The sequence below is a fragment of the Mesorhizobium sp. RSR380A genome (assembly GCF_054719385.1).
On record NZ_JBTTIB010000001.1, the window covers coordinates 4,798,201 to 4,816,805 of the forward strand.

Here is an 18,605-nt window from a genome sequence, read left to right on the forward strand (position 1 = left end):
AGGCCTCAGGTGAACCGAATTTGCATGAACCGGAAAAACATATCACTTTTTGCAATGCCGCTTCACTGCTTTCTTGGGGCGCATGGAGAAACCGGTGACGACCTCGGCGCAAGCCACCGCGCTTGCCTGTCTCGATGGCATCCAACCGTCGCTGTCGGCGTGGACGCGCGCCATTTTCGATTTCGGCGAAACCGCCTGGCGCGAATACCAGTCGGCGGCCTGGTATGTGGCGCGGCTGAAGCATGAGGGCTTTTCGGTCGAGGAAGGGTCGGCCGGCATGCCGACCGCCTTTTGTGCCCACTGGACGAATGGCCCGGGGCCGACCATCGGCATGTACGGCGAATACGACGCGGTGCCCGGCAACTGCCAGGACGCGGCAACGGTGAAGCGATCGCGGCCGGGCCTCGGCAGCGAGGCCGGCGGCCACACCGATCCGCATTCCGGGCTTGGCATTGCCGGCCTCGGCGGACTTCTCGCCACCAAGGCGGCAATGCAACGCCACGGCATCGAGGGGACGTTGCGCTTCACCGGCGAGCCGGCCGAGAAGGTCAGGGGCTCGAAGCCGATCCATGCGGCCAAGGGCTACTATGACGGCCTTGCCGGCATGATCTCCTTCCACCCCTTCTATATGCTGCCGCTCTGCAACACGGCGCGCTGGGACACGCATTGCGGCGCCGCCTATGCGATGATCTACCGTTTTGTCTGCGACGAACCCGAAAACTGGGTTCGCGCAAGCGATGGCGCGCCGATCCCGCAGGCGCATTCGGCGGTGCGGGCGCCCGGCGCCAACGACGCGCTGATGACGATGTACATGGCCTCCAAGGCGCTGCGCGATTCCATGCTGCCTCACCAGGGCGGCTGGTCGATCAGCGAGGCGATCCTCACCGCCGGGCAGGCGACCGCCGACAATCTGCCGGCGGGGCTGGCCGAGATCCAGTACATGATCCGCGTGCCGACCATTGCCATGGCAGAGCAGGTCACCGCGGTGCTCGACCGTAATGCGGCCGCGGCCGCGGCGATCAGCGGTTGTCGCTATGAGCGCTATTGGGTGTCGAAGTCGCGGCCGGGCCTCGCCAATCACGCCATGGCAGGGATTGCCTATGAGGCGCTGTCCACCGTTGGCGCTCCGAACTGGGACGAGGCGGCGAAAGCGATCGGTCGCGAGGTCCAGGTCAATGCCGGCGGCACCGCGACCGACAACCCTTTCATCGACGAGATGGAGCGGCTGGTTGCGCCGCGAGAGGCCGAGGCAATCCTACGCCGCGATCTGCCTCCGTCGCAGATCAACTCGACCTCCGACGACTACACCGACATGTCGTGGCACACGCCGACCGCACGCTTCTATGTCGCCCGCCCGGCGCTGCGCTCGGCGAATGGCCATGCCTATCCATCCTGGGCGATGAACGCGCTGGGCGGTATCTCGGCCACCATCGACCCGATGGTCATTTGCGCCGCCAAGACGGTTGCGCTTGCAGCTCTCCGCCTGCTCGAGGACAAGGCCGCGCGCGATGCGGCCATGGACGAATTCGTCACCCGCACCGGCGGCGGCATTGGTGGCTCCAACTGGATCGCGCCGCTTTGCGACTATGACCCGCCGATCAATTTCCGCTGGCCGGAATATGTCACCACCGCGCGGGGGCGCGATTGGTGGATTCCGAGCAGCCAACCCAATCAAGCTGCATAATCGAGGAGAACCTTATGACCGTCCATGACCGCATCGTCGCCGAGCCGTTCTCGCTGCAACGCCGCAACCCCGCCGGCGGCACCAAGCCGCTGACGTCATGGGGCTTTGCCAACGAGACCGACGTGCTGACAGACGTGTTGCTCGGCTCGCCAAACTTCCTGCGCCACCTCTCGACCAGCTCGCTGTCGCGCAAGCATTTGCGCGAAGCGCCCTGCAACGTCCAGATCGCGCAGGCGCAGCACAAGGACCTCGTCGCCGCCTACGAGCATTTCGGCGTCAACATCCACTGGCACGAGCCGACGCCGGAACTGCCGATGCAGGTCTATTCTAGAGACTCCAGCGTCATGACGCCCTACGGCGCCTTCATCACCGCCATGGCCAATTGGTGGCGGCGCGGCGAGAACTATGCCGCCATCCGCACCTATGAAAAGCTCGGCATCCCCATCTACGACATGGTCACGGCTGGCACCTTCGAAGGCGGCGACTTCAACGTCATCGAGGAGGGCGTGGTGCTGATCGGCTGCGGCGGCGCCCGCACGCAGGAAGAGGGCGCCCGGCAGGTGCAGGACTGGTTCGAAAAGGAAGGCTGGGAAACGCGCCTCGCCTTCATCGACGAATATTATGTCCATATCGACCTGATGGTGGTGCCAATCGCTGAAAAGCTCACCGCGGTGTGCCTCGCCTGCACCGAGCCCGGCATTGTCGACTGGCTGAAGGGCAAGGGCCACGAGATCATCGACGTGCCCTTCCAGGACACGATGGCGCTCGGCTGCAACTTCATGTCGCTCGGCAAGGACAGGGTCATCGCGCCGACGTCGAGCCAGTCGCTGATCGGCCAGCTCAAGGCACGCGGCTTCGAGGTTGCTGCCGTCGACATGAGCGAGATTTCCAAGACCGGCGGCGGCATTCACTGCATGGCGCAGGCGCTCAAGCGCGAGCCGGCGTAAGGGCACGAATTGCCGCCGGGACCTGTGACGGACTGCTGTCAGATTTGACAAAACAGGCCTGGCAGAGGAAATTGATGCCATTAGAGGAGGGATTCTGTGAAGAAAACTTACGAAAAGCCGAGTCTGGCCAAAGCCGGCAAACTCGGATCGCTGGTTGCTTCAAACCCGTCGAAGCCCGCCCCCTGAGCGCAACCAGCCGCTGAGGCCGAAATTCGGTCGTCCTGGTTATCGACGACCGGATCGTGCTGTATGATTGAAGGGAGCCCGCCGGCTTTGAACGGCGGGCTTTTTGCTTTGCGCCAGAGCGCTGCCGCGTCTGCCGGCTAGTCCAATCTGCCCGAACCTGAATTGAACTTGCGCCGGGCGTTTTCCAGATGCGCCCGCATCGCTTGGCCGGCCGCTTCCGGGTCGCGGCGCTCGATCGCCTCGAACACCGCCTGGTGGCCGGCAAAACTCGTGCGGTTTTCGATCTCCGTATTGGCCACGTGGATGCGCTGATTGATCAGCCATTCGACCTAGCCGTTGATTTTGAAACCAAGCCAGCTTCCCCAAAAGATCATGCCCAAACAAAGCCATAGCGCGAAGACCACATGCGCGCCGTTCCCGCCCGCCCGGCGATCAGGGAGTGGCTGGCGTGAGATGGCCGCGCTGACGACGGAACGAGATCGCCTCGTCTGGCCGGCCGGACTCGCGACGGCGTGGTCCGGCCGGAGTTCCATCTGCTATGCGGGTATCAATACGGCGATGCGATGCACGCCGACCTCCTTGCTTGTATTCGTCGCTTCATCGGTCTTGCCCTTGGAGCAGGTGTACATATCACCCGTCTTGAGCTTGAATTCCTTGTCCGCTTTCTTGATCGTGAATGCACCTGAGGTAATGGTGCACACCATGTCGTTGTCCATCACGGTTTGAGGAGCATGTGCTCCGGGCTGAAACACAACGTCGATAATTGCGATGCTCTTGTAGGCGGGAATGTCTGCATTGCCGGTGCCGACCTCCACCACCCTGACACCGGGCGCAATCTCCTTGCCCTCTTTCGGGCCGTATTTCTTGATTTTTGCCGATGCCGCCAAGGGGAACAAAGGCGCTACCGCGGCGGTCGTCAGACCGAGGGCAATTGCAGACCTGCGATTCATGGTTTTCATTGCATCCTCCCGATGCTCGTCATGCATGGATATGCACGACCGGCGATATATTAGCACAAACGAATTTACTTGTATGCAAAGTGACTGTGGCGCAGGCCAGCAAGAAATGCTCCGCCGGATAATGTCGCTTCACTGTACCTTTTGCCGGAATTTCGAATGACAGGTCGAGCAATCCTGCAGGATGAGATGCAGGATATGCTCCGCCGGCAGTTTGGTCGGATCGGCTTCCTCTGGAATCGAGCGCTTGCCGAGCAGGCTGCCGCCGCCCATCGCCAGGCCGGTGCCCATGCGCATGTCATCGGTGATGACGGCCGGCGCGCTTTCGGCCTTGGCGGCCAGAGCGTCGGCGAGCGTTCCGATATGATTTGCCAGGGCCTCGAATTCCGCCCGTGACTGATCGATCTCCAGCCTGGCCTGCGAAGGCGGTCCAAGCGAGCCGCTCGGAAATTCGGCAATCAGGGCAGGGCCGGTGCGCGCGCGCAGCGTGTCCGCTGCCGCCTTGAAGGCTGCCGCGTCATAGGCTTGCCTGCGGTCGAACATGCCGGCAATGGTTTTCGCAGCCGCCGCCATCTCCTTCATCGACGCCTGCCGGGCCGCGACCATCGGTCCGCCGCCGACGGAGGCGGCCATCGTAAGGGCACAGACCAGCCACAGCAGCGCCGCTTTCACAGTCCATCTCACGGCGCCATGTCCTTGCCCCATCCATCTGTGATCAGCCAGCCGCAGCAGGGGTTCGACCTGCAGTCGGATTCTTCGGTCGTGATGCCGGTTCTCATCGGTAAATTTCCGTCGCCGGAAGTCTCCGTCTCTGAGCGGATAGACCTTCCAGCCACCGGAAGGTCAACTGATTGAGAAGGCCGATCAGCGGGCAATCAGCACAGGCTTGCAGCAAGCTGACGCAGCGTTTCCTTGACTTGGATCGCAAAAACGGGCAGCAAGGCGGGGGTGAGGGAGAGCATTCTACCGTGGCGCAGACCATGGAGTGCTCTTTTTTTCGTATCAGGCGCCGCATAATCGGTGGCTGATGGAGGGATTGGTTAACCAACTTTGTCCATCTTTTGATTCAATCGGCAACAGACGCGAAAGGTGCAGGGGGCACCAGCGAACTGTGGATGTCACGGATGCGAGGGTCGCAAGCCTGCATGCCGATTGAGAGTGGTTGTATGGCGTTTTTGCGTTTGAAAGACCGGGGCGACACTCCTGAACGGGGTTTGACTTCGAAGAGATCCGGCCAGCGCTGGGTGGTGGTGCCGGTTGTCGGCGCGGCCTTGGCGCTGTGGTCGGTGGCAACCATGGCCGGCCTCTATTCGCTCGGTACCTCGCTCACCGCAGCCTCCAACAGCCTTCCGCACAGTCTGCTTCTGCCGAACGCAGCACTTGCCGATTCGCGCCGCAGCCTCGCCAATTCGTGGGCGCCGCGGCTTTCGGCGCAAAAATCACAGGCCTCGCTGCTCAGCCAATGCGACGCCGGCTGCGCGCATGCCGCCGCGAACTTCGCGCATGACGGCAAGATGGCGCGGCTGAAGCCGGCCGCGCACGCTGTGGCCCCGAGCAGTGTCGCCTCAAACATTGCGCCAAACACCAGCGTCGCTCTCGCCACTTCGCGCGGCATGCGCTTCGACGGCGTGGTGGCCAAGGCAGAGCTGTCGCCGCAAAAGCTGGCTGCCGCCTTCGCCAAGGCCTCGAATGCGCCCTTCATGCTTGCCAGCCTTCCGGTCGCTGCCCGTTTCGCCGAAGTCCGGCTGCCCGATCAGCATGGCCCAGCCTCGGAACGCTTTGGGCCGGAAGTGGCTGAGATCGAACGCTCGTCGCGCCTGGCGCTGGCGCTGGCCAACAGCTTGCCGGAAGACGCTGACATGCTGGCCCCGCCGCCGGCCGTTGAAGCAATCGCCGGAGGGCAGGATCCTGAGCAGGCCGAAGTTCAGGTCGCTTCGCTGCCGCCGCAGGACGATCTGCCCGACAACATTGCGTTGCCGGGTTGGCGTCCACGCGCCGAAACCGCTCAGCCTGCAGAGCCTCGGCAAGCCAGCAAGCCCAGGGCAGCCAAGCCACAGACCGACGGGACGGCCGAGAGCCCCGCACCCCAGTCGCCGGGCAATTCGTCGCCGCGCTCGCCACGCAGTACTTCGGAGGTCGCCGCACTGCCTGGCGTGCCAGACAGCCAGAGCATCCAATCAAGCCGGATCAAGCCTGGCAAAAGGTCGAAGACACAGGCCGGTGAGATGCTGGCCTATGCCAAGCCGGACGTCCCGGCGGGCGGTGTCGGTCGCGCCTTCAAGGATCTGTTCGCCACGCCCGGAATGGGCGGCGGCGTCGCCGTCTACGATATCTCGGCCAAGACCGTCTACATGCCGGACGGCTCGCGGCTGGAGGCCCATTCGGGGCTGGGCTCGATGGTCGACCAGCCGCGCTTCGTGCACAAGAAGAATGTCGGCCCGACGCCGCCCAACACCTATGATCTGCGGCTGCGCGAATCCCGCTTCCATGGCGTCGAGGCGCTCCGTCTCACTCCCGTCAGCGGCGGCAACAAGTACGGCCGCGACGGCCTGCTCGCCCACACCTACATGCTGCGCGGCGGCCGTGCGGAGTCCAATGGCTGCGTCGTCTTCAAGGACTACGCCCGCTTCCTTGCCGCCTACAAGAAGGGCAAGATCAAGCGCCTCGTCGTCGTGCCGCGCCTGACCAAGCCGCTGACGCGGGTCGCTCAGGAAGGCCGGGGAGCGTAAGGCAGTAGGCAGTAGGGCCCAGGAGCGTCCATCTCCTGTTCCTTGTTTTTCTGCCCCTATAGCCTATTCCCCACTGCCTATTCCCTTTTGACCCCCAGGCAGACTATGAGTGACCGCTGCGGGTCGGCTTCACCACGAGGACATCATGACAATACGCGCTGTCGTTTGGGGCGAGAACATCCATGAGCGGACCAATGAGGTGGTCGCCGCCCTCTATCCCGAAGGTATGCACACGACCATCGCCAAGGCGCTGAACGCCGACGAGGCGATCTCCGCCTCGACCGCCACGCTCGAGCAGCCGGAGCACGGCCTGCCGGCCGGCCGTCTGGCCGAGACCGACGTGCTGGTCTGGTGGGGCCACAAGGACCATGGCGCCGTTGCCGACGAGATCGTCGAGCGCGTCGCCCGCCGGGTCTTTGAAGGCATGGGGCTGATCGTTCTCCATTCCGGCCATTTCTCGAAAATCTTCAAGCGGCTGATGGGCACGCCCTGCACGCTGAAATGGCGCGAGGCGGGCGAGCGCGAGCGACTCTGGGTGACCAGTCCCAGCCATCCGATCGCCGAAGGCGTCGGCGAATATTTCGAGCTCGAGAATGAAGAAATGTATGGCGAGCAGTTCGCCGTGCCCGAACCGCTGGAGACCGTCTTCATCTCCTGGTTCCAGGGCGGCGAGGTGTTCCGTTCTGGGCTGACCTATCGCCGCGGCGCCGGCAATGTCTTCTACTTCCGCCCGGGCCACGAGACCTATCCGACCTATCACGACGCCAATGTGCACAAGGTGCTGCGCAATGCGGTGAAGTGGGCGCACAATCCGCAGGGCACCAAGTCGGCGATCCTTGAGGCGCCGAACGTGCCGGTCGAGAAGGCGCTGGAGCCGATCGTCGAGCGCGGCGGCAAGCTGCACGCTTCGGGCGAGGCCGGCTTCCGCTAAAGCAAAATCCAGGAAAAAAGGCGTAGCGGTTTTCCGCATGGGTTTCCTAGACCGTATCTGCGCCATATGATTGAATCGAACCAATTCGCTCGGAGTGCAGAAAATGCGGCTTTTGATACTGGGAACCGGCTGGATGGCGCAGGAGCATGCCCGCCGCTTCGGCGGTATCGACGGCGTCGAGATCGTCGGTGCTGTCGACGTCGATGAAAAGCGCGTTGGCGAATTTGCCGACGGGTTCAAGATACCGAAGCGGTTCACATCCCTGGAAGACGCGCTGGCGTGGGGCGAGTTCGATGCGGTCGCCAACGTCACGCCGGACCGCATTCACCACCCGACCACCATGGCGTTGATCGCGGCCGGCAAGCCGGTGCTGTGCGAAAAGCCGCTGGCCGAAGACTTCGGCAAGGCAAGCGAGATGGCCAAAGCGGCTGAGGCGGCCGGCATCGTCAACATGGTCAATCTCACCTATCGCAATGTCGCTGCCTTGCAGAAGGCGCGGCAGATGGTGCTGGTCGGCGAGATCGGCACCGTCCGCCACGTCGAGTCCTCCTATCTGCAGAGCTGGCTGGTCTCGAAATTCTGGGGCGACTGGCGCACCGACCCGAAATGGCTGTGGCGGCTGTCGCGCGACCACGGCTCCAACGGCGTGCTCGGCGATGTCGGCATCCACATCCTCGATTTCGCCAGCTATGGCGCCGCACTCGACGTCGACCACGTGTTTTGCCGGCTGCGCACCTTCGACAAGGCGCCAGGCAACCGCATCGGCGAATACGACCTCGACGCCAATGACAGCTTCGCCATGACGCTGGATTTCTCCAACGGCGCCTTTGGCGTCGTTCACGCCAGCCGCTGGGCGACCGGCCACATCAACGAATTGCGCCTGCGCATCTATGGCGACAAGGGCGGCATCGAAGTCGTGCACAATCTCGAGGGTTCGGAACTGAAGGCGTGTGTCGGCGAGGATATCGAGAACGCCAAATGGCAGGTGCTCGACGCCGGCACGGTGCCGACCAATTACCAGCGCTTCGTCGATGCGGTTCGCAGCGGCGTGCAGGCCGAGCCTTCATTCCACCATGCCGCCGAACTGCAGAAGGTGCTGGATCTGGCCATGGTTTCGGAACAGAAGCGGACGGAACTGAGGGCCAGCGCCGATACGCAGTGATGTGAAGGGAGGAAGAAACAATGGTCACGCGCCGCGCGCAATGTCTCTGCGGCCAGCTTTCAGCCGTCTGTTCGGGCGAGCCGGTGCGCATCTCGGTCTGTCATTGCCTCGACTGCAAGCGCCGCACCGGCAGCGCCTTCAGCTACAATGTCCGGTTTGCGCAAGCTGATGTATCGATCGAGGGACGGGCGAAGCAGTTCACGCGCACCGGCGACGAGGGCGGCCGCGTCATCTACAATTTCTGCCCGGAGTGCGGCGCCGCCGTCCACTATCGCATCGACACGCAGCCCGGTGTGATCGCCATTCCCGTCGGCGCCTTCGCCGACCCGTCGTTCCCGCCGCCATTTCAGTCTTTTTACCACGAAAGCCGGCGCTGTGAGTGGGTCGAGATCAATGCCGAGCCGCTGGCGACGTTCGACTGAAGGCCGCTTTTTGGATACCCGGAACCGTCCGCACGCTCCGCGCCTTCAAGAGGGCATCGCCCCTGATTGCCATTGCCGGGCCGTTAGCCATCGCGCTCGGCTGCCCCATGAATAGGCATAAGTCAAGACGAATCCGGCTTGCGGCCCGATTGCTGACATGCTTACCTGACGGCATGTGTTCAATGGGGGTATATGGATGGCTAAGGAATCTTCGAATTCCGCTTCTTCAGAAAAGAAGGCGGACGTAAATCTGATAGGTAACACAGAAGGAAACGGGCTGAACTTCATGGGAGTTCAGGCCCGCGAAAACGGAACCGCCGGCGACGCCGTCGGTGTCGACAAGATCCGTGACCTGCTGTTCGGCAACCAGATGCAGGACTATGACCGCCGCTTTTCCAAGCTTGAAGAACGGGTGTTGCAGCGCTTCAAGGATGTTGAATCCGAGGCCAAGCGCAATCTCGAAATGTACGAGTCGAATGCAAAGAAGCAGATCGATTCGCTTGCAGGGCAATTGCGGAGCGAAAAAGATTCACGAGCCGATGCCGACAAGGAGATCGACCGGAATCTTCGCGAGCAAAACCAGGCTCTTGAAAAGCAGGTGCGCACGTTGTCGGATCAGTTAAGCGCGCTCGAGCGCGATGTTTCGGACCGGATAAATCGAAACGATCATTTGCTGCGTGAGGAAATCAAGCAGAAGAATGAAGGCGTTCAGATGCTGATCGAGAAGATGTTTGCCGACCTCAGCAACGTCAAGACCGACCGAAATCTTTTGGCTGGCCTGTTTGTCGAGGTTGCAAAGTGTCTCAATCAGGATCCCGTCGGGAGCAAGAGCAACTCGGACCGTAGCTGGAAAGTGAGTTGATGGGACCTTGACGTCCACCGTCGACCCATTCAACCTTCCGCAAAGAACAGCCTCGAACGATACAGAGATTGATCGCGAGGCTCTGGCTCGTCTTTTGATCGAAATTGCCCGGAACGTTGATCCGGACTACCGTGCGCAGTTCGAGGCGGTTCCAACCGCCGATCCGCGCATGGAAACGCTGCGGCAGTTGCTGGTCAGCCGCGAAATCTCCGAGCTTTCACGCGTCACGCATCTGCTCGACGAACCCGAGCAGCTTGCGGCGGCCGTGGGCGACGTTCTTCCCAGTGCTGCCGGACGAGCGCCTTACGCGCAACTCGGCGAGGCGCTTGCGCCAGCTGTCGAACGGGCTGTGCAACGGTCGATCCAGAAGAGCCCGCGCACGCTGACGGACATATTGTACCCGGTGTTTCTGCCGGCAATTCGCAAGTCGATCGGCGAAAAGATCGACCAGACCTTTCAGTCGCTGAATGAAACTCTAAGGCACATATTCACCTGGCACGGGCTCAAGTGGAGACTTGAAGCCTGGAGAACAGGGGCAAGCTTCTCGGCAGTTGTTCTGAAGCATTCCCTTGTCTACCGTGTGGAACATGCGTTTCTCATTCATCGGAATTCCGGCCTTTTGATAACGCATGTAACGGCCGACAATGCAACGAGCGAAGATCCTCAGCTCATTTCTTCGATGCTCAGTGCGATTCAGGATTTTGTAAAAGACTCATTTAACGAGAAAGAGCAGAGCGGCCTGGACACAATCCGTTTCGGCGAGCTTCGTCTCTGGTCGGAAGTTGGACCGTTTGCGACCCTGGTTTCGGTGATCCGGGGAAATCCGCCGGAGGAATTGCATGAAATCGTTCGCGATGTGTTGCTTCGCATCCATGAGGAAAGCTCACAGGCCTTAGAGCAGTTTGACGGCGACGGTTCGCAGCTGGCCAGCGTAGAGGCGCAGTTGCAGACCTGCGTCGAGCTGAAGCAGGGGGAATCAAACGACGGATTTCCGTGGCTGGTGGCGGCCGTTGCCCTGCTGCTTTTGAGTCTGGCAGGCGGTTGGTACTTTCTTTCCTGGCAATCAGCGCAGCGCTGGCAGGCTTACGTGTCGCGCTGGCAGGCTTACGTGTCGCGAGTGGAGGCCCAGCCGGGCATCATCGTTGCCGAACAGCAGGTACGCGATGGCCAGTTCTATATTGCCGGCCTGAGGGACCCGCTTGCCGTCGACCCGCAGTCGCTGTTGTCAGGCACGGGAGTCGATCCGGCCGGGGTTCATTCGCAATGGCAATTTTATCAGAGCCTTGAGCCGGAGTTCGTGCTGAAGCGGCTGACGGCGTCGCTGGCTCCGCCGGATTCAGTGCGACTTTCGATTGTCGATGGCCGCATCGTCGCCGAGGGTGAGGCTCCCGACACCTGGATCAGCCGGGCGCGCGCGGCGGCCCAGCAGCTTTCGGCAGGCGGGCCGGTCTTCGATATCTCGGGGGTTCGTGACGTAAGTCCCCAAGTGCGCGAGGCGGAGCGCTGGCACGCCTATGTGTCGCGACTGGAGACCCAGCCGGGCATCATCGTTGCAGACCAAAAGATAAGCGACGGCCAATTCTATATTGCCGGCCTGCGAGACCCGCTTGGCGCCGATCCGCAGTCGCTGTTGTCGGGAACAGAGGTCGATCCCGCCCGGGTTCATGCGCAGTGGCAGTTCTATCAGAGCCTTGAGCCGGAGTTCGTGCTGAAGCGGCTGACGGCGTCACTGTATCCGCCGGAAACAGTACGACTTTCGATCGTCGATGATCGCATCGTTGCCGAGGGTGAGGCTCCCGACACCTGGATCGATCGCGCGCGCGCGGCGGCCCGGCAGCTTTCGGCAGGCGGACCCGAATTCGACATCTCCAAGGTTCGTGACGTGAGCCCCGAAGCACGCGCGGCGGAGCACTGGCAGTATTATGTGTCGCGACTTGAGGCCCAACCGGGAATCATCGTCGCCCAACAAACGGCGAGGGGCGGACATTTCTATATTTCCGGCTTGAGAGACCCGCTTGCCGCCGACCCGCAAGCCCTGCTGTCCGGAACGGACGTTGATCCTGCCCGCGTTCATGCACAGTGGCAATTCTATCAGAGCCTTGATCCGAAGTTTGTGGTGAAGCGGCTGACGGCGGCGCTGTCCCCGCCGAAAACCGTTCAGCTCTCGATCATCCAGGGTCGCATTGTGGCCGTGGGTGAGGCTCCTGCCGGCTGGATCAACCGCGCGCGGGCCGCCGCTGAACAACTTTCGGCGGACGGAGTGGTTCTGGATGTCTCGCAGCTGCGTGAGCTGAACCTCGCAGAACTTAATCATTTGAGGCAGGCGATCCAGACGACCGATATTTTCTTCTCTTCCGGCAAGGTTGTGCCGGGACCGGAGCAGACGCCGGTTCTCGACAGGTTGGCGGATCAAATAAAGGAATTCGCCCAGAGTGCCCGCAATTCCGGCGTAACGGCGCGGTTCATGTTGACCGGGCATTCGGACACCACGGGCCGTGAGACGGCCAACGCGTCGATCAGCGCCGCCCGCGCCGAGACAGTTCGTGCGCTTCTCAACAAGCGCGGCGTTGCTCCCGAACTGCTGCTGGTTCGGGGCGCGGGCACTTTTGAGCCGGCTGTACCTGAAAACAGTCTAACCGGTAGCTCCACCAATCGCCGGGTTTCGATTACGGTAAACCTGGACTAGCGGAGCCCAACATGTTGCAAAAAAAGATCTGCATGCTGGGCGGCTTCGCCGTCGGAAAGACGAGTCTGGTCCGCAGGTTTGTGCAGAGCATCTTCTCAGAAACCTACTTGACCACCGTCGGAGTGAAAATCGACAAGAAAAGCGTCGCGCTCCCGGACAAAACCGTGGATCTGATTTTGTGGGATTTGGCCGGCGAGGACGATATCGGCTCATTCCGCGTCAGCTATGTTCGAGGTGCAACCGGGCTCGTGCTAGTCGTCGATGGAACCCGCGCTGCTACTCTTGCCGTGGCACTCACGCTGCGCGAACGGGTCGAGGCCGAATTCGGCGCCATGCCGTTCGTATTGCTGTTCAACAAGTCCGATCTGGCCGATCGGTGGGCGATATCGGATGGTGAGATCAACGAGTTGAGGCAACGTGGATGGCAAATCTATCTAACAAGTGCGCTTTCGGGCGAGCAGGTCGATGACGCCTTTCGTCAACTTGCCTTGATGGTCACCAAATAGACCATGCATGAATTGCCAAAAGAAGTCAGAAATTGGTTTTTCAATTTCTTCTTCGACGGGCACGCTGTCGCTTATCTGAAAATCGACGCTGAGCTTTGCATAGCTGCCAAGGGCGGTAATGTTGAACATTACGGGCTGTCATCGCTTCGCATCGGCAAGCCTGTTGCGGAGCAGCTTGAATTCATGGAAGGTTTGCTGCCTTGCCCGGAGCTTCCGTTTCGCATGGATATGGTTGAACTGCCCGGCGGGCGTGTCGCCGACCTCCATTTTTTTGCTGACAATGCGTTCGTGTGGCTGCTTTTTCTGGACGCCACTGCCGAACGAGACAACAGGCAGCGGCTTCAACAGAAGGCCTATGAAATGACGCTCCTGCAAGAGAGGGAGCGTCAACTCAACGAAAAATTGCAATCGACGAACGAGGCACTGAGAAAGAGCCAGGAGGGATTGGCGCGTGAATACCAGCGCGCCGAAACCCTGCTCCTCAACATTCTTCCGGCATCGATCGCGGAGCGGTTGAAAGCGCAAAAGAAAATTGCCGACAACCACGCGGAGGTGAGTGTGCTTTTTGCCGACATCGTCGGTTTTACCGAAAGAGCGCGAAGCGTCGGAGCCGTGACGACGCTCGCTATCTTGAATTACTTCTTCAGGGCGGCGGACCGGCTCTCGGAACGATACGGCTGCGAAAAGATCAAAACAATTGGCGATTGTGTGATGGTGGTCGCCGGCCTGCCCACGGCGCGATCCGATCATGCAAAGGCCCTCACGCGCTATGCGATTGAGCTGCGCAAAGCGGTCAAGCGGGAACGCTTCGCAGGAGAACCGATAAGGCTGAGAATTGGAATTCACTCAGGACCGATCGTCGCCGGCGTCATAGGCAAGAGGCGGTTCGCCTATGACCTGTGGGGTGAGACCGTTAATCTCGCCTCACGTATTCAAACGTCCGCGGAGCCCGATGAAATCCGTATTTCCGATGCAACTTGCCAACTGCTTGGACCGAAATTTGCTTGCGACCCACTCGAGGAAACGGAATTGCGCGGTGCGGGTCGCGTGCGAATGTGGCGGCTCCCGAGCTGATCCGTCGCCTGCGGTGCGACCGTGGAGCGCCGATAGCGGCGCCCGAAAGCCATTGGCGTGACCTGATCTTGCGATCGCAAAGCACCCTTTGCGCTTGCCCGGAAGGCCTCTATTCTGGAGCACAGTGGCCGCTGGTGGGATAGAATGTCGGTACTGCCTTTTCTGAGAATCTATGCACCGCTAAATGCGGTGCTCGCTGCGCCTGGGCTTCTGGCGGTGGCTGCGCTCACGATGCCGAACATGTCCGGACGAAGCAGACTGGCTCTGGCTGCTGTGCTCGCTGTCATTTGGGCCGCCTATCTTCTGCAGATGGCCGAGACCCTGCTCAAGCGCTGGGCGGGAGACCTCAGGGACAGGACGCCGGCAATCGCGATCGATGTGTTCGCGGTTTTGGTTCCAGTCGCCGCATTTCTGCTCGACGGCACGCCCGACCGGAGCCTCTACTGTGCTGTCTGGCTGCTGAAGCCGCTGCGCGACTCGACGTTCTTCCCGCTGCTTGGCAGGGTTCTGGCCAACGAAGCGCGCAACCTGGTCGGCGTCACCACGGTCTTCGGCCTGGTTCTGTTCGGTGTCGCACTCGCGGCCTATGTCATCGAGCGCGACGTCCAACCGGAAAAGTTCGGCAGCATCCCCGAGACAATGTGGTGGGCGGTGGTCACGCTGTCCACTACCGGCTATGGCGACGACATTCCGCAAAGCTTCGTCGGCCGCGTCCTTGCCGGGGCTGTCATGATGTGTGGCATCGGCATCTTCGGGCTCTGGGCCGGCATTCTTGCCTCCGGCTTTTATCAAGAAGTCCGTCGCGAGGATTTTGTCCGCAATTGGCAATTGATTGCCGGCGTTCCGTTGTTTCAGAAGCTTGGCCCGGCCACGCTGGTCGAGATCGTGCGCGCGTTAAGACCCCGCACGGTGCCGGCGGGCGCCGTGATCTGCCGCAGCGGCGAGACCGGCGATCGGATGTTCTTCGTCGTGGAGGGCCGCGTCAGCGTCGCGACGCCGAACCCGGTGGAGCTTGGCCCTGGCGCCTTCTTCGGCGAGATGGCGCTGATCAGCGGCGAACCGCGTATGGCGACCGTCACTGCCGCAACTTCTGTCTCACTCCTGTCGCTGCACGCGGCGGATTTCCAGATGCTGTGCAGCAGCAGCCCGGAAATCGCGGAAATCATCCGCAGGACCGCGCTCGAGCGGCGCGGCGCGGCGCCGGTGGCTTGACCGTACAGCCGATGGTGGCCCGGCTGGAACTGGATGGTACGGCTCTATCGACCACGCGCGGAGGTTATGGACGGCACGTGGAAGTTCCCAGAGGCGTAGCCGGAGACTAAACGTAGCCGATCCACTCTACCGGCGGCTCGTTGTTTGGCGCTGTGCGTCGGCAGTTCCTGCCCCGCGGCCTTTCGGCTTGGGCTAAACTCTAATGCCTTAGAATCTTGCTTAGAAAAGCCCGGCTGCGGTCGGTCTTCGGGTCGGAGAAAAACGCCTCCGGCGTGCCGCTTTCGACGATGGCGCCGGCGTCCATGAACACCACGCGCTGCGCCACCTTGCGGGCAAAGCCCATTTCGTGCGTTACCACCATCATGGTCATGCCTTCCTCGGCCACCGCGACCATGACGTCGAGCACTTCGGAAATCATCTCGGGATCGAGCGCCGAGGTCGGTTCGTCAAACAGCATGATCTTGGGGCGCATGCCGAGGCAGCGCGCGATGGCCACACGCTGCTGCTGGCCGCCGGACAGCTGTGACGGGTAGGCGTTGACCTTGTCGGCGAGGCCGACCTTGGCCAGCAAGTCGCGCCCGGCCTGCTCGGCCTCGGCGCGGGGGATCTTGCGCACATGGATCGGCGCCAGCGTGACGTTTTCCAGCGCCGTCTTGTGCGGGTAGAGGTTGAACGACTGGAAGACGAAGCCGATCTCGGTGCGCAGCTGCGTCATGTTGGTGGCGGGGTCGCCGAGGCGCTGGCCGTCGACGACGAGGTCGCCATCCTTGATCGCTTCCAGGCCGTTGATGCAGCGGATCAGCGTCGACTTGCCCGAACCACTTGGGCCGCAGACGACGACCACTTCGCGCGGCTCGACGCTGAGCGTGATGTCCTTCAGCACATTGAGCGAGCCGAACCATTTGTTGACGCCGCGAAAGTCGATCATGCCCGTTTTGGTCAGGTTTGGTTTGGTCGGGCTCGGATGGGTCATGGCGGTCAGCCCTTTGGGGTTCGATGTCACAGCTGCACCTCGCCATGCGCCGCGCCCATGCGTCGCTCCAGCCGGCGGGCGAGCATGATCAGCGGATAGCAGACGACGAAATAGCCGACGCCGACCAGGAAGAAGACCAGCAGGCCGTTGGGCACACGCTGCACCACAAGCCAGCCGACGCGGGTGAGGTCGGTCAGCCCGATCGCCGAGACGACGGAGGAATCCTTGATCAACAGTACATATTGCCCGACCAGCGGCGGCAGCACGATGCGCATCGCCTGCGGCAGCACCACCTGGCGCATGCGCTGCCAGCGCGACAGGCCGGACGCCAGCGCTGCCTCGACCTGGCCGGTCGGCACCGAGCGGATGCCGGCGGCGACGATCTCGCAGATGAAGCACGCGGCGAGGTTGGTGAGCGCGATGATGCCGGCCGTGAAGGCATCGAGCTCGATGCCGAATTCCGGCAGGATGAAGAAGATCAGGAAGATCTGCACCAGGAACGGCGTGCCGCGGATCAGGTCGACCCAGGCGCCGATCACGCTCGAGATCAGCCGGTTGCCGCCGGTGCGCAATATGCCGAGGCCGAAGCCAAGCAGCGTGCCCAGCACCAGGCTGATCGCCGACAGCATCACGGTCATGCCAAGGCCGCGCAAGGCGAGGGGGTAGCTGCCGGCCAGGCTTTGCAGCTGTTGCCAGATCATGTGCTGCTCCTTGCCGGCTGCAGACCGAGCCACCGACTGGACAGCCCCGCCAGTCCTTTGAGGCAGTAATAGAGCAGCAGATAGAAAGCGGCGATGGTGAGAAAGCCTTCCGCCGGCATGAAGCGGTCGGACGCCAGCAACTGGCCGGCGCGCGTCAGTTCGGAAACCGAGATCAGCGACAAAAGCGCGGAATCCTTGACCAGCACGATCGCCTGGCCGAGCAGCGGCGGGATCGTCACCTTGAAGGCTTGCGGCAGGATGACCAGGCGCATGCGCTGGACATAGGTCATTCCCGAGGCAACCCCGGCCTCGACCTGGCCGCGCGGGATCGACAGGATGCCGGCGCGGATGATTTCCGCGACATAGGCGCCGCTGTTCAGCGACAAAGCGATGATGCCGACGACGAGCTCGGGCAGGACGAAGCCGAGACGCGGCAGGCCGAAATAGAGGAAGTAGAGCTGCGCCAGCAACGGCGTGGCGCGCACGGCATCGATATAGCCCTTGGCCAGCACGCGAAACAGCTGGCCGCGCTGCAGGTTCATGGCGGCGAGCACGATGCCGACCGCCAGCGCGCCGGCAAAGGACAGCGCCGACAGCCAAACGGTCGTGATCAGGCCCTGCCCGAACAGCGGCAGATATTCGACGATGGTGCGGAAGCTGAAATTTTCGAGCATGGCGGTGAATGGTGAATGGGCAGTAGTGAGTAGTGAGTAGTGAAGGGCGTGCGGAATGGCCATTCACCATTCACTACTTCCTACTCACTACTCCCTGCTTACCTCTGCTTAGTGATCCTTCTTCCAGGCGTCGGAATTGACCCAGTAGTCGAGGTTCTTCTGCAGGCGTCCGTCGATGCTGACCTGGTTGAGGAACAGGTTCATCCAGATCAACAGGTCCGGCTCGTCGTAGCGGGTGGCGAAGGCAAGCGGCTCCTTCGACAACAGGTCCGGCATGATGGTGAAGGTGCCGGCGGGATAGGCTGTCGACTGACCCTTGACCGCCGAGACGTCGTTGACGCCGCAATCGGCCTGGCCGTTGTTGACCGCGTCGAGCAGCAGCGGGCCGCCGCCCTTGTAGCTCTTGATGTCGGCATCCGGGAAGGCGTTCTTGGCTTCCTTTTCGCCGGTGGCGCCCAACAGCACGGCGATCTTGGTGCCCTTGGCCTTGCAGTCCTCGGTTGTCTTGAACTTGCTGTCGGCCTTGGTGAAGACGGTGCTGCCGGTATACATGTAAGGTGTGGTGAAGGCGACCTTCATGCCGCGCGCCAGCGTCGGCGTCATGTCGGCGACGAGCAGGTCGGCCTTGCCCGAAAGCAGCGCCGGGATCAGCCCGTCCCAATCATAGTCGAGGAAGGTGATCTTGACGCCCATTTCCTTGGCCATCAGTTCGGCGAGTTCGACCGAACTGCCGGTGCGCTCGCCGGCCGCGCCGACCAGCGAGAAGGGAGGTCCTTGCGTCTGTACCGCGACGCGCAGTTCGCCGCGCTTGGTGATCTCGTCGAGCGTTCCGGCACTGGCAGCAGCGGTCAGGCCCGCAAGCGCAAGTCCGGCGATGAAAAGCTTGGCAATCTTCATTTG

At 61.9% G+C, this 18,605-nt stretch carries 18 protein-coding genes; 11 read left to right on the forward strand and 7 right to left on the reverse strand.

What is annotated here, in order from left to right:
- The first annotated feature begins 82 nt into the window (after nucleotides 1-82).
- Nucleotides 83-1,684 (forward strand): zinc-binding metallopeptidase family protein, encoded by a 1,602-nt coding sequence (locus tag ACYG9Z_RS23120; protein ID WP_031244172.1) that lies wholly within the window; start codon nucleotides 83-85, stop codon nucleotides 1,682-1,684.
- Between the two features lie 14 nt (nucleotides 1,685-1,698).
- The gene (locus ACYG9Z_RS23125; protein ID WP_023693913.1) at nucleotides 1,699-2,631 is read left to right on the forward strand and encodes a dimethylarginine dimethylaminohydrolase family protein; all 933 of its coding nucleotides are present in this window, start codon (nucleotides 1,699-1,701) and stop codon (nucleotides 2,629-2,631) included.
- A 323-nt stretch (nucleotides 2,632-2,954) separates the two neighbouring features.
- On the opposite strand, the gene ACYG9Z_RS23130 is transcribed toward ACYG9Z_RS23125, so the two are convergent.
- From ACYG9Z_RS23130 to ACYG9Z_RS23140, 3 genes are all read right to left on the reverse strand, one after another.
- Nucleotides 2,955-3,116 (reverse strand): FCD domain-containing protein, encoded by a 162-nt coding sequence (locus ACYG9Z_RS23130; protein WP_023752549.1) that lies wholly within the window; start codon nucleotides 3,114-3,116, stop codon nucleotides 2,955-2,957.
- 237 nt (nucleotides 3,117-3,353) lie between these two features.
- Nucleotides 3,354-3,776, reverse strand: a complete 423-nt coding sequence (locus ACYG9Z_RS23135) for a hypothetical protein (RefSeq protein WP_023670308.1) — start codon at nucleotides 3,774-3,776, stop codon at nucleotides 3,354-3,356.
- Nucleotides 3,777-3,905: 129 nt separating this feature from the next.
- Entirely contained in the window at nucleotides 3,906-4,457 is a 552-nt protein-coding gene (locus ACYG9Z_RS23140; RefSeq protein ID WP_031244639.1) for a cytochrome c, read from the reverse strand.
- Between the two features lie 482 nt (nucleotides 4,458-4,939).
- Between ACYG9Z_RS23140 and ACYG9Z_RS23145 the strand changes: the two genes are divergently transcribed.
- The 9 genes from ACYG9Z_RS23145 to ACYG9Z_RS23185 all read left to right on the forward strand — a co-directional run bounded on the left by ACYG9Z_RS23145 (nucleotide 4,940) and on the right by ACYG9Z_RS23185 (nucleotide 15,357).
- Nucleotides 4,940-6,502: a tlde1 domain-containing protein gene (locus ACYG9Z_RS23145; RefSeq protein ID WP_081731616.1), complete on the forward strand. Its 1,563-nt coding sequence runs from the start codon at nucleotides 4,940-4,942 to the stop codon at nucleotides 6,500-6,502.
- Between the two features lie 145 nt (nucleotides 6,503-6,647).
- On the forward strand, nucleotides 6,648-7,433 hold the full coding sequence (locus ACYG9Z_RS23150) for a ThuA domain-containing protein (RefSeq protein WP_023670311.1): 786 nt from the start codon (nucleotides 6,648-6,650) through the stop codon (nucleotides 7,431-7,433).
- A gap of 103 nt (nucleotides 7,434-7,536) precedes the next feature.
- Nucleotides 7,537-8,595 carry a Gfo/Idh/MocA family protein gene (locus ACYG9Z_RS23155; RefSeq protein ID WP_023670312.1) on the forward strand — a complete coding sequence of 353 codons (1,059 nt, stop codon included), beginning with the start codon at nucleotides 7,537-7,539 and terminating at the stop codon, nucleotides 8,593-8,595.
- A 20-nt stretch (nucleotides 8,596-8,615) separates the two neighbouring features.
- Nucleotides 8,616-9,017: a GFA family protein gene (locus tag ACYG9Z_RS23160; protein WP_023670313.1), complete on the forward strand. Its 402-nt coding sequence runs from the start codon at nucleotides 8,616-8,618 to the stop codon at nucleotides 9,015-9,017.
- 196 nt (nucleotides 9,018-9,213) lie between these two features.
- Complete coding sequence (locus ACYG9Z_RS23165) at nucleotides 9,214-9,879, forward strand: hypothetical protein (RefSeq protein WP_023670314.1); 666 nt, start codon at nucleotides 9,214-9,216, stop codon at nucleotides 9,877-9,879.
- Between the two features lie 7 nt (nucleotides 9,880-9,886).
- Nucleotides 9,887-12,565: an OmpA family protein gene (locus ACYG9Z_RS23170; RefSeq protein ID WP_031244173.1), complete on the forward strand. Its 2,679-nt coding sequence runs from the start codon at nucleotides 9,887-9,889 to the stop codon at nucleotides 12,563-12,565.
- 11 nt (nucleotides 12,566-12,576) lie between these two features.
- Nucleotides 12,577-13,071 (forward strand): Rab family GTPase, encoded by a 495-nt coding sequence (locus tag ACYG9Z_RS23175; RefSeq protein WP_023670316.1) that lies wholly within the window; start codon nucleotides 12,577-12,579, stop codon nucleotides 13,069-13,071.
- Nucleotides 13,072-13,074: 3 nt separating this feature from the next.
- Entirely contained in the window at nucleotides 13,075-14,145 is a 1,071-nt protein-coding gene (locus tag ACYG9Z_RS23180) for an adenylate/guanylate cyclase domain-containing protein (protein WP_023752551.1), read from the forward strand.
- 144 nt (nucleotides 14,146-14,289) lie between these two features.
- Nucleotides 14,290-15,357: a cyclic nucleotide-gated potassium channel gene (locus ACYG9Z_RS23185; RefSeq protein WP_023752552.1), complete on the forward strand. Its 1,068-nt coding sequence runs from the start codon at nucleotides 14,290-14,292 to the stop codon at nucleotides 15,355-15,357.
- Nucleotides 15,358-15,556: 199 nt separating this feature from the next.
- Here the strand turns inward: ACYG9Z_RS23185 and ACYG9Z_RS23190 are convergent, their stop codons facing one another.
- From ACYG9Z_RS23190 to ACYG9Z_RS23205, 4 genes are all read right to left on the reverse strand, one after another.
- On the reverse strand, nucleotides 15,557-16,330 hold the full coding sequence (locus ACYG9Z_RS23190) for an amino acid ABC transporter ATP-binding protein (RefSeq protein ID WP_460222850.1): 774 nt from the start codon (nucleotides 16,328-16,330) through the stop codon (nucleotides 15,557-15,559).
- Nucleotides 16,331-16,356: 26 nt separating this feature from the next.
- Entirely contained in the window at nucleotides 16,357-17,031 is a 675-nt protein-coding gene (locus ACYG9Z_RS23195; protein WP_023684787.1) for an amino acid ABC transporter permease, read from the reverse strand.
- Entirely contained in the window at nucleotides 17,028-17,705 is a 678-nt protein-coding gene (locus ACYG9Z_RS23200) for an amino acid ABC transporter permease (RefSeq protein WP_023695534.1), read from the reverse strand. Before ACYG9Z_RS23200 ends, ACYG9Z_RS23195 begins: the two co-directional genes overlap by 4 nt.
- Before the next feature lie 108 nt (nucleotides 17,706-17,813).
- On the reverse strand, nucleotides 17,814-18,602 hold the full coding sequence (locus ACYG9Z_RS23205) for an ABC transporter substrate-binding protein (RefSeq protein ID WP_023684789.1): 789 nt from the start codon (nucleotides 18,600-18,602) through the stop codon (nucleotides 17,814-17,816).
- Between the last annotated feature and the right edge of the window lie 3 nt (nucleotides 18,603-18,605).

Coding starts and splice junctions, on each gene's coding strand:
- ACYG9Z_RS23200 (WP_023695534.1), bottom strand. CDS start 17,705: ATGCTCGAAAATTTCAGCTTCCGCACCATCGTCGAATATCTGCCGCTG.
- ACYG9Z_RS23195 (WP_023684787.1), bottom strand. CDS start 17,031: ATGATCTGGCAACAGCTGCAAAGCCTGGCCGGCAGCTACCCCCTCGCC.
- ACYG9Z_RS23165 (WP_023670314.1), top strand. CDS start 9,214: ATGGCTAAGGAATCTTCGAATTCCGCTTCTTCAGAAAAGAAGGCGGAC.
- ACYG9Z_RS23190 (WP_460222850.1), bottom strand. CDS start 16,330: ATGACCCATCCGAGCCCGACCAAACCAAACCTGACCAAAACGGGCATG.
- ACYG9Z_RS23185 (WP_023752552.1), top strand. CDS start 14,290: ATGTCGGTACTGCCTTTTCTGAGAATCTATGCACCGCTAAATGCGGTG.
- ACYG9Z_RS23155 (WP_023670312.1), top strand. CDS start 7,537: ATGCGGCTTTTGATACTGGGAACCGGCTGGATGGCGCAGGAGCATGCC.
- ACYG9Z_RS23125 (WP_023693913.1), top strand. CDS start 1,699: ATGACCGTCCATGACCGCATCGTCGCCGAGCCGTTCTCGCTGCAACGC.
- ACYG9Z_RS23175 (WP_023670316.1), top strand. CDS start 12,577: ATGTTGCAAAAAAAGATCTGCATGCTGGGCGGCTTCGCCGTCGGAAAG.
- ACYG9Z_RS23150 (WP_023670311.1), top strand. CDS start 6,648: ATGACAATACGCGCTGTCGTTTGGGGCGAGAACATCCATGAGCGGACC.
- ACYG9Z_RS23180 (WP_023752551.1), top strand. CDS start 13,075: ATGCATGAATTGCCAAAAGAAGTCAGAAATTGGTTTTTCAATTTCTTC.
- ACYG9Z_RS23160 (WP_023670313.1), top strand. CDS start 8,616: ATGGTCACGCGCCGCGCGCAATGTCTCTGCGGCCAGCTTTCAGCCGTC.
- ACYG9Z_RS23135 (WP_023670308.1), bottom strand. CDS start 3,776: ATGAAAACCATGAATCGCAGGTCTGCAATTGCCCTCGGTCTGACGACC.
- ACYG9Z_RS23145 (WP_081731616.1), top strand. CDS start 4,940: ATGGCGTTTTTGCGTTTGAAAGACCGGGGCGACACTCCTGAACGGGGT.
- ACYG9Z_RS23205 (WP_023684789.1), bottom strand. CDS start 18,602: ATGAAGATTGCCAAGCTTTTCATCGCCGGACTTGCGCTTGCGGGCCTG.
- ACYG9Z_RS23120 (WP_031244172.1), top strand. CDS start 83: ATGGAGAAACCGGTGACGACCTCGGCGCAAGCCACCGCGCTTGCCTGT.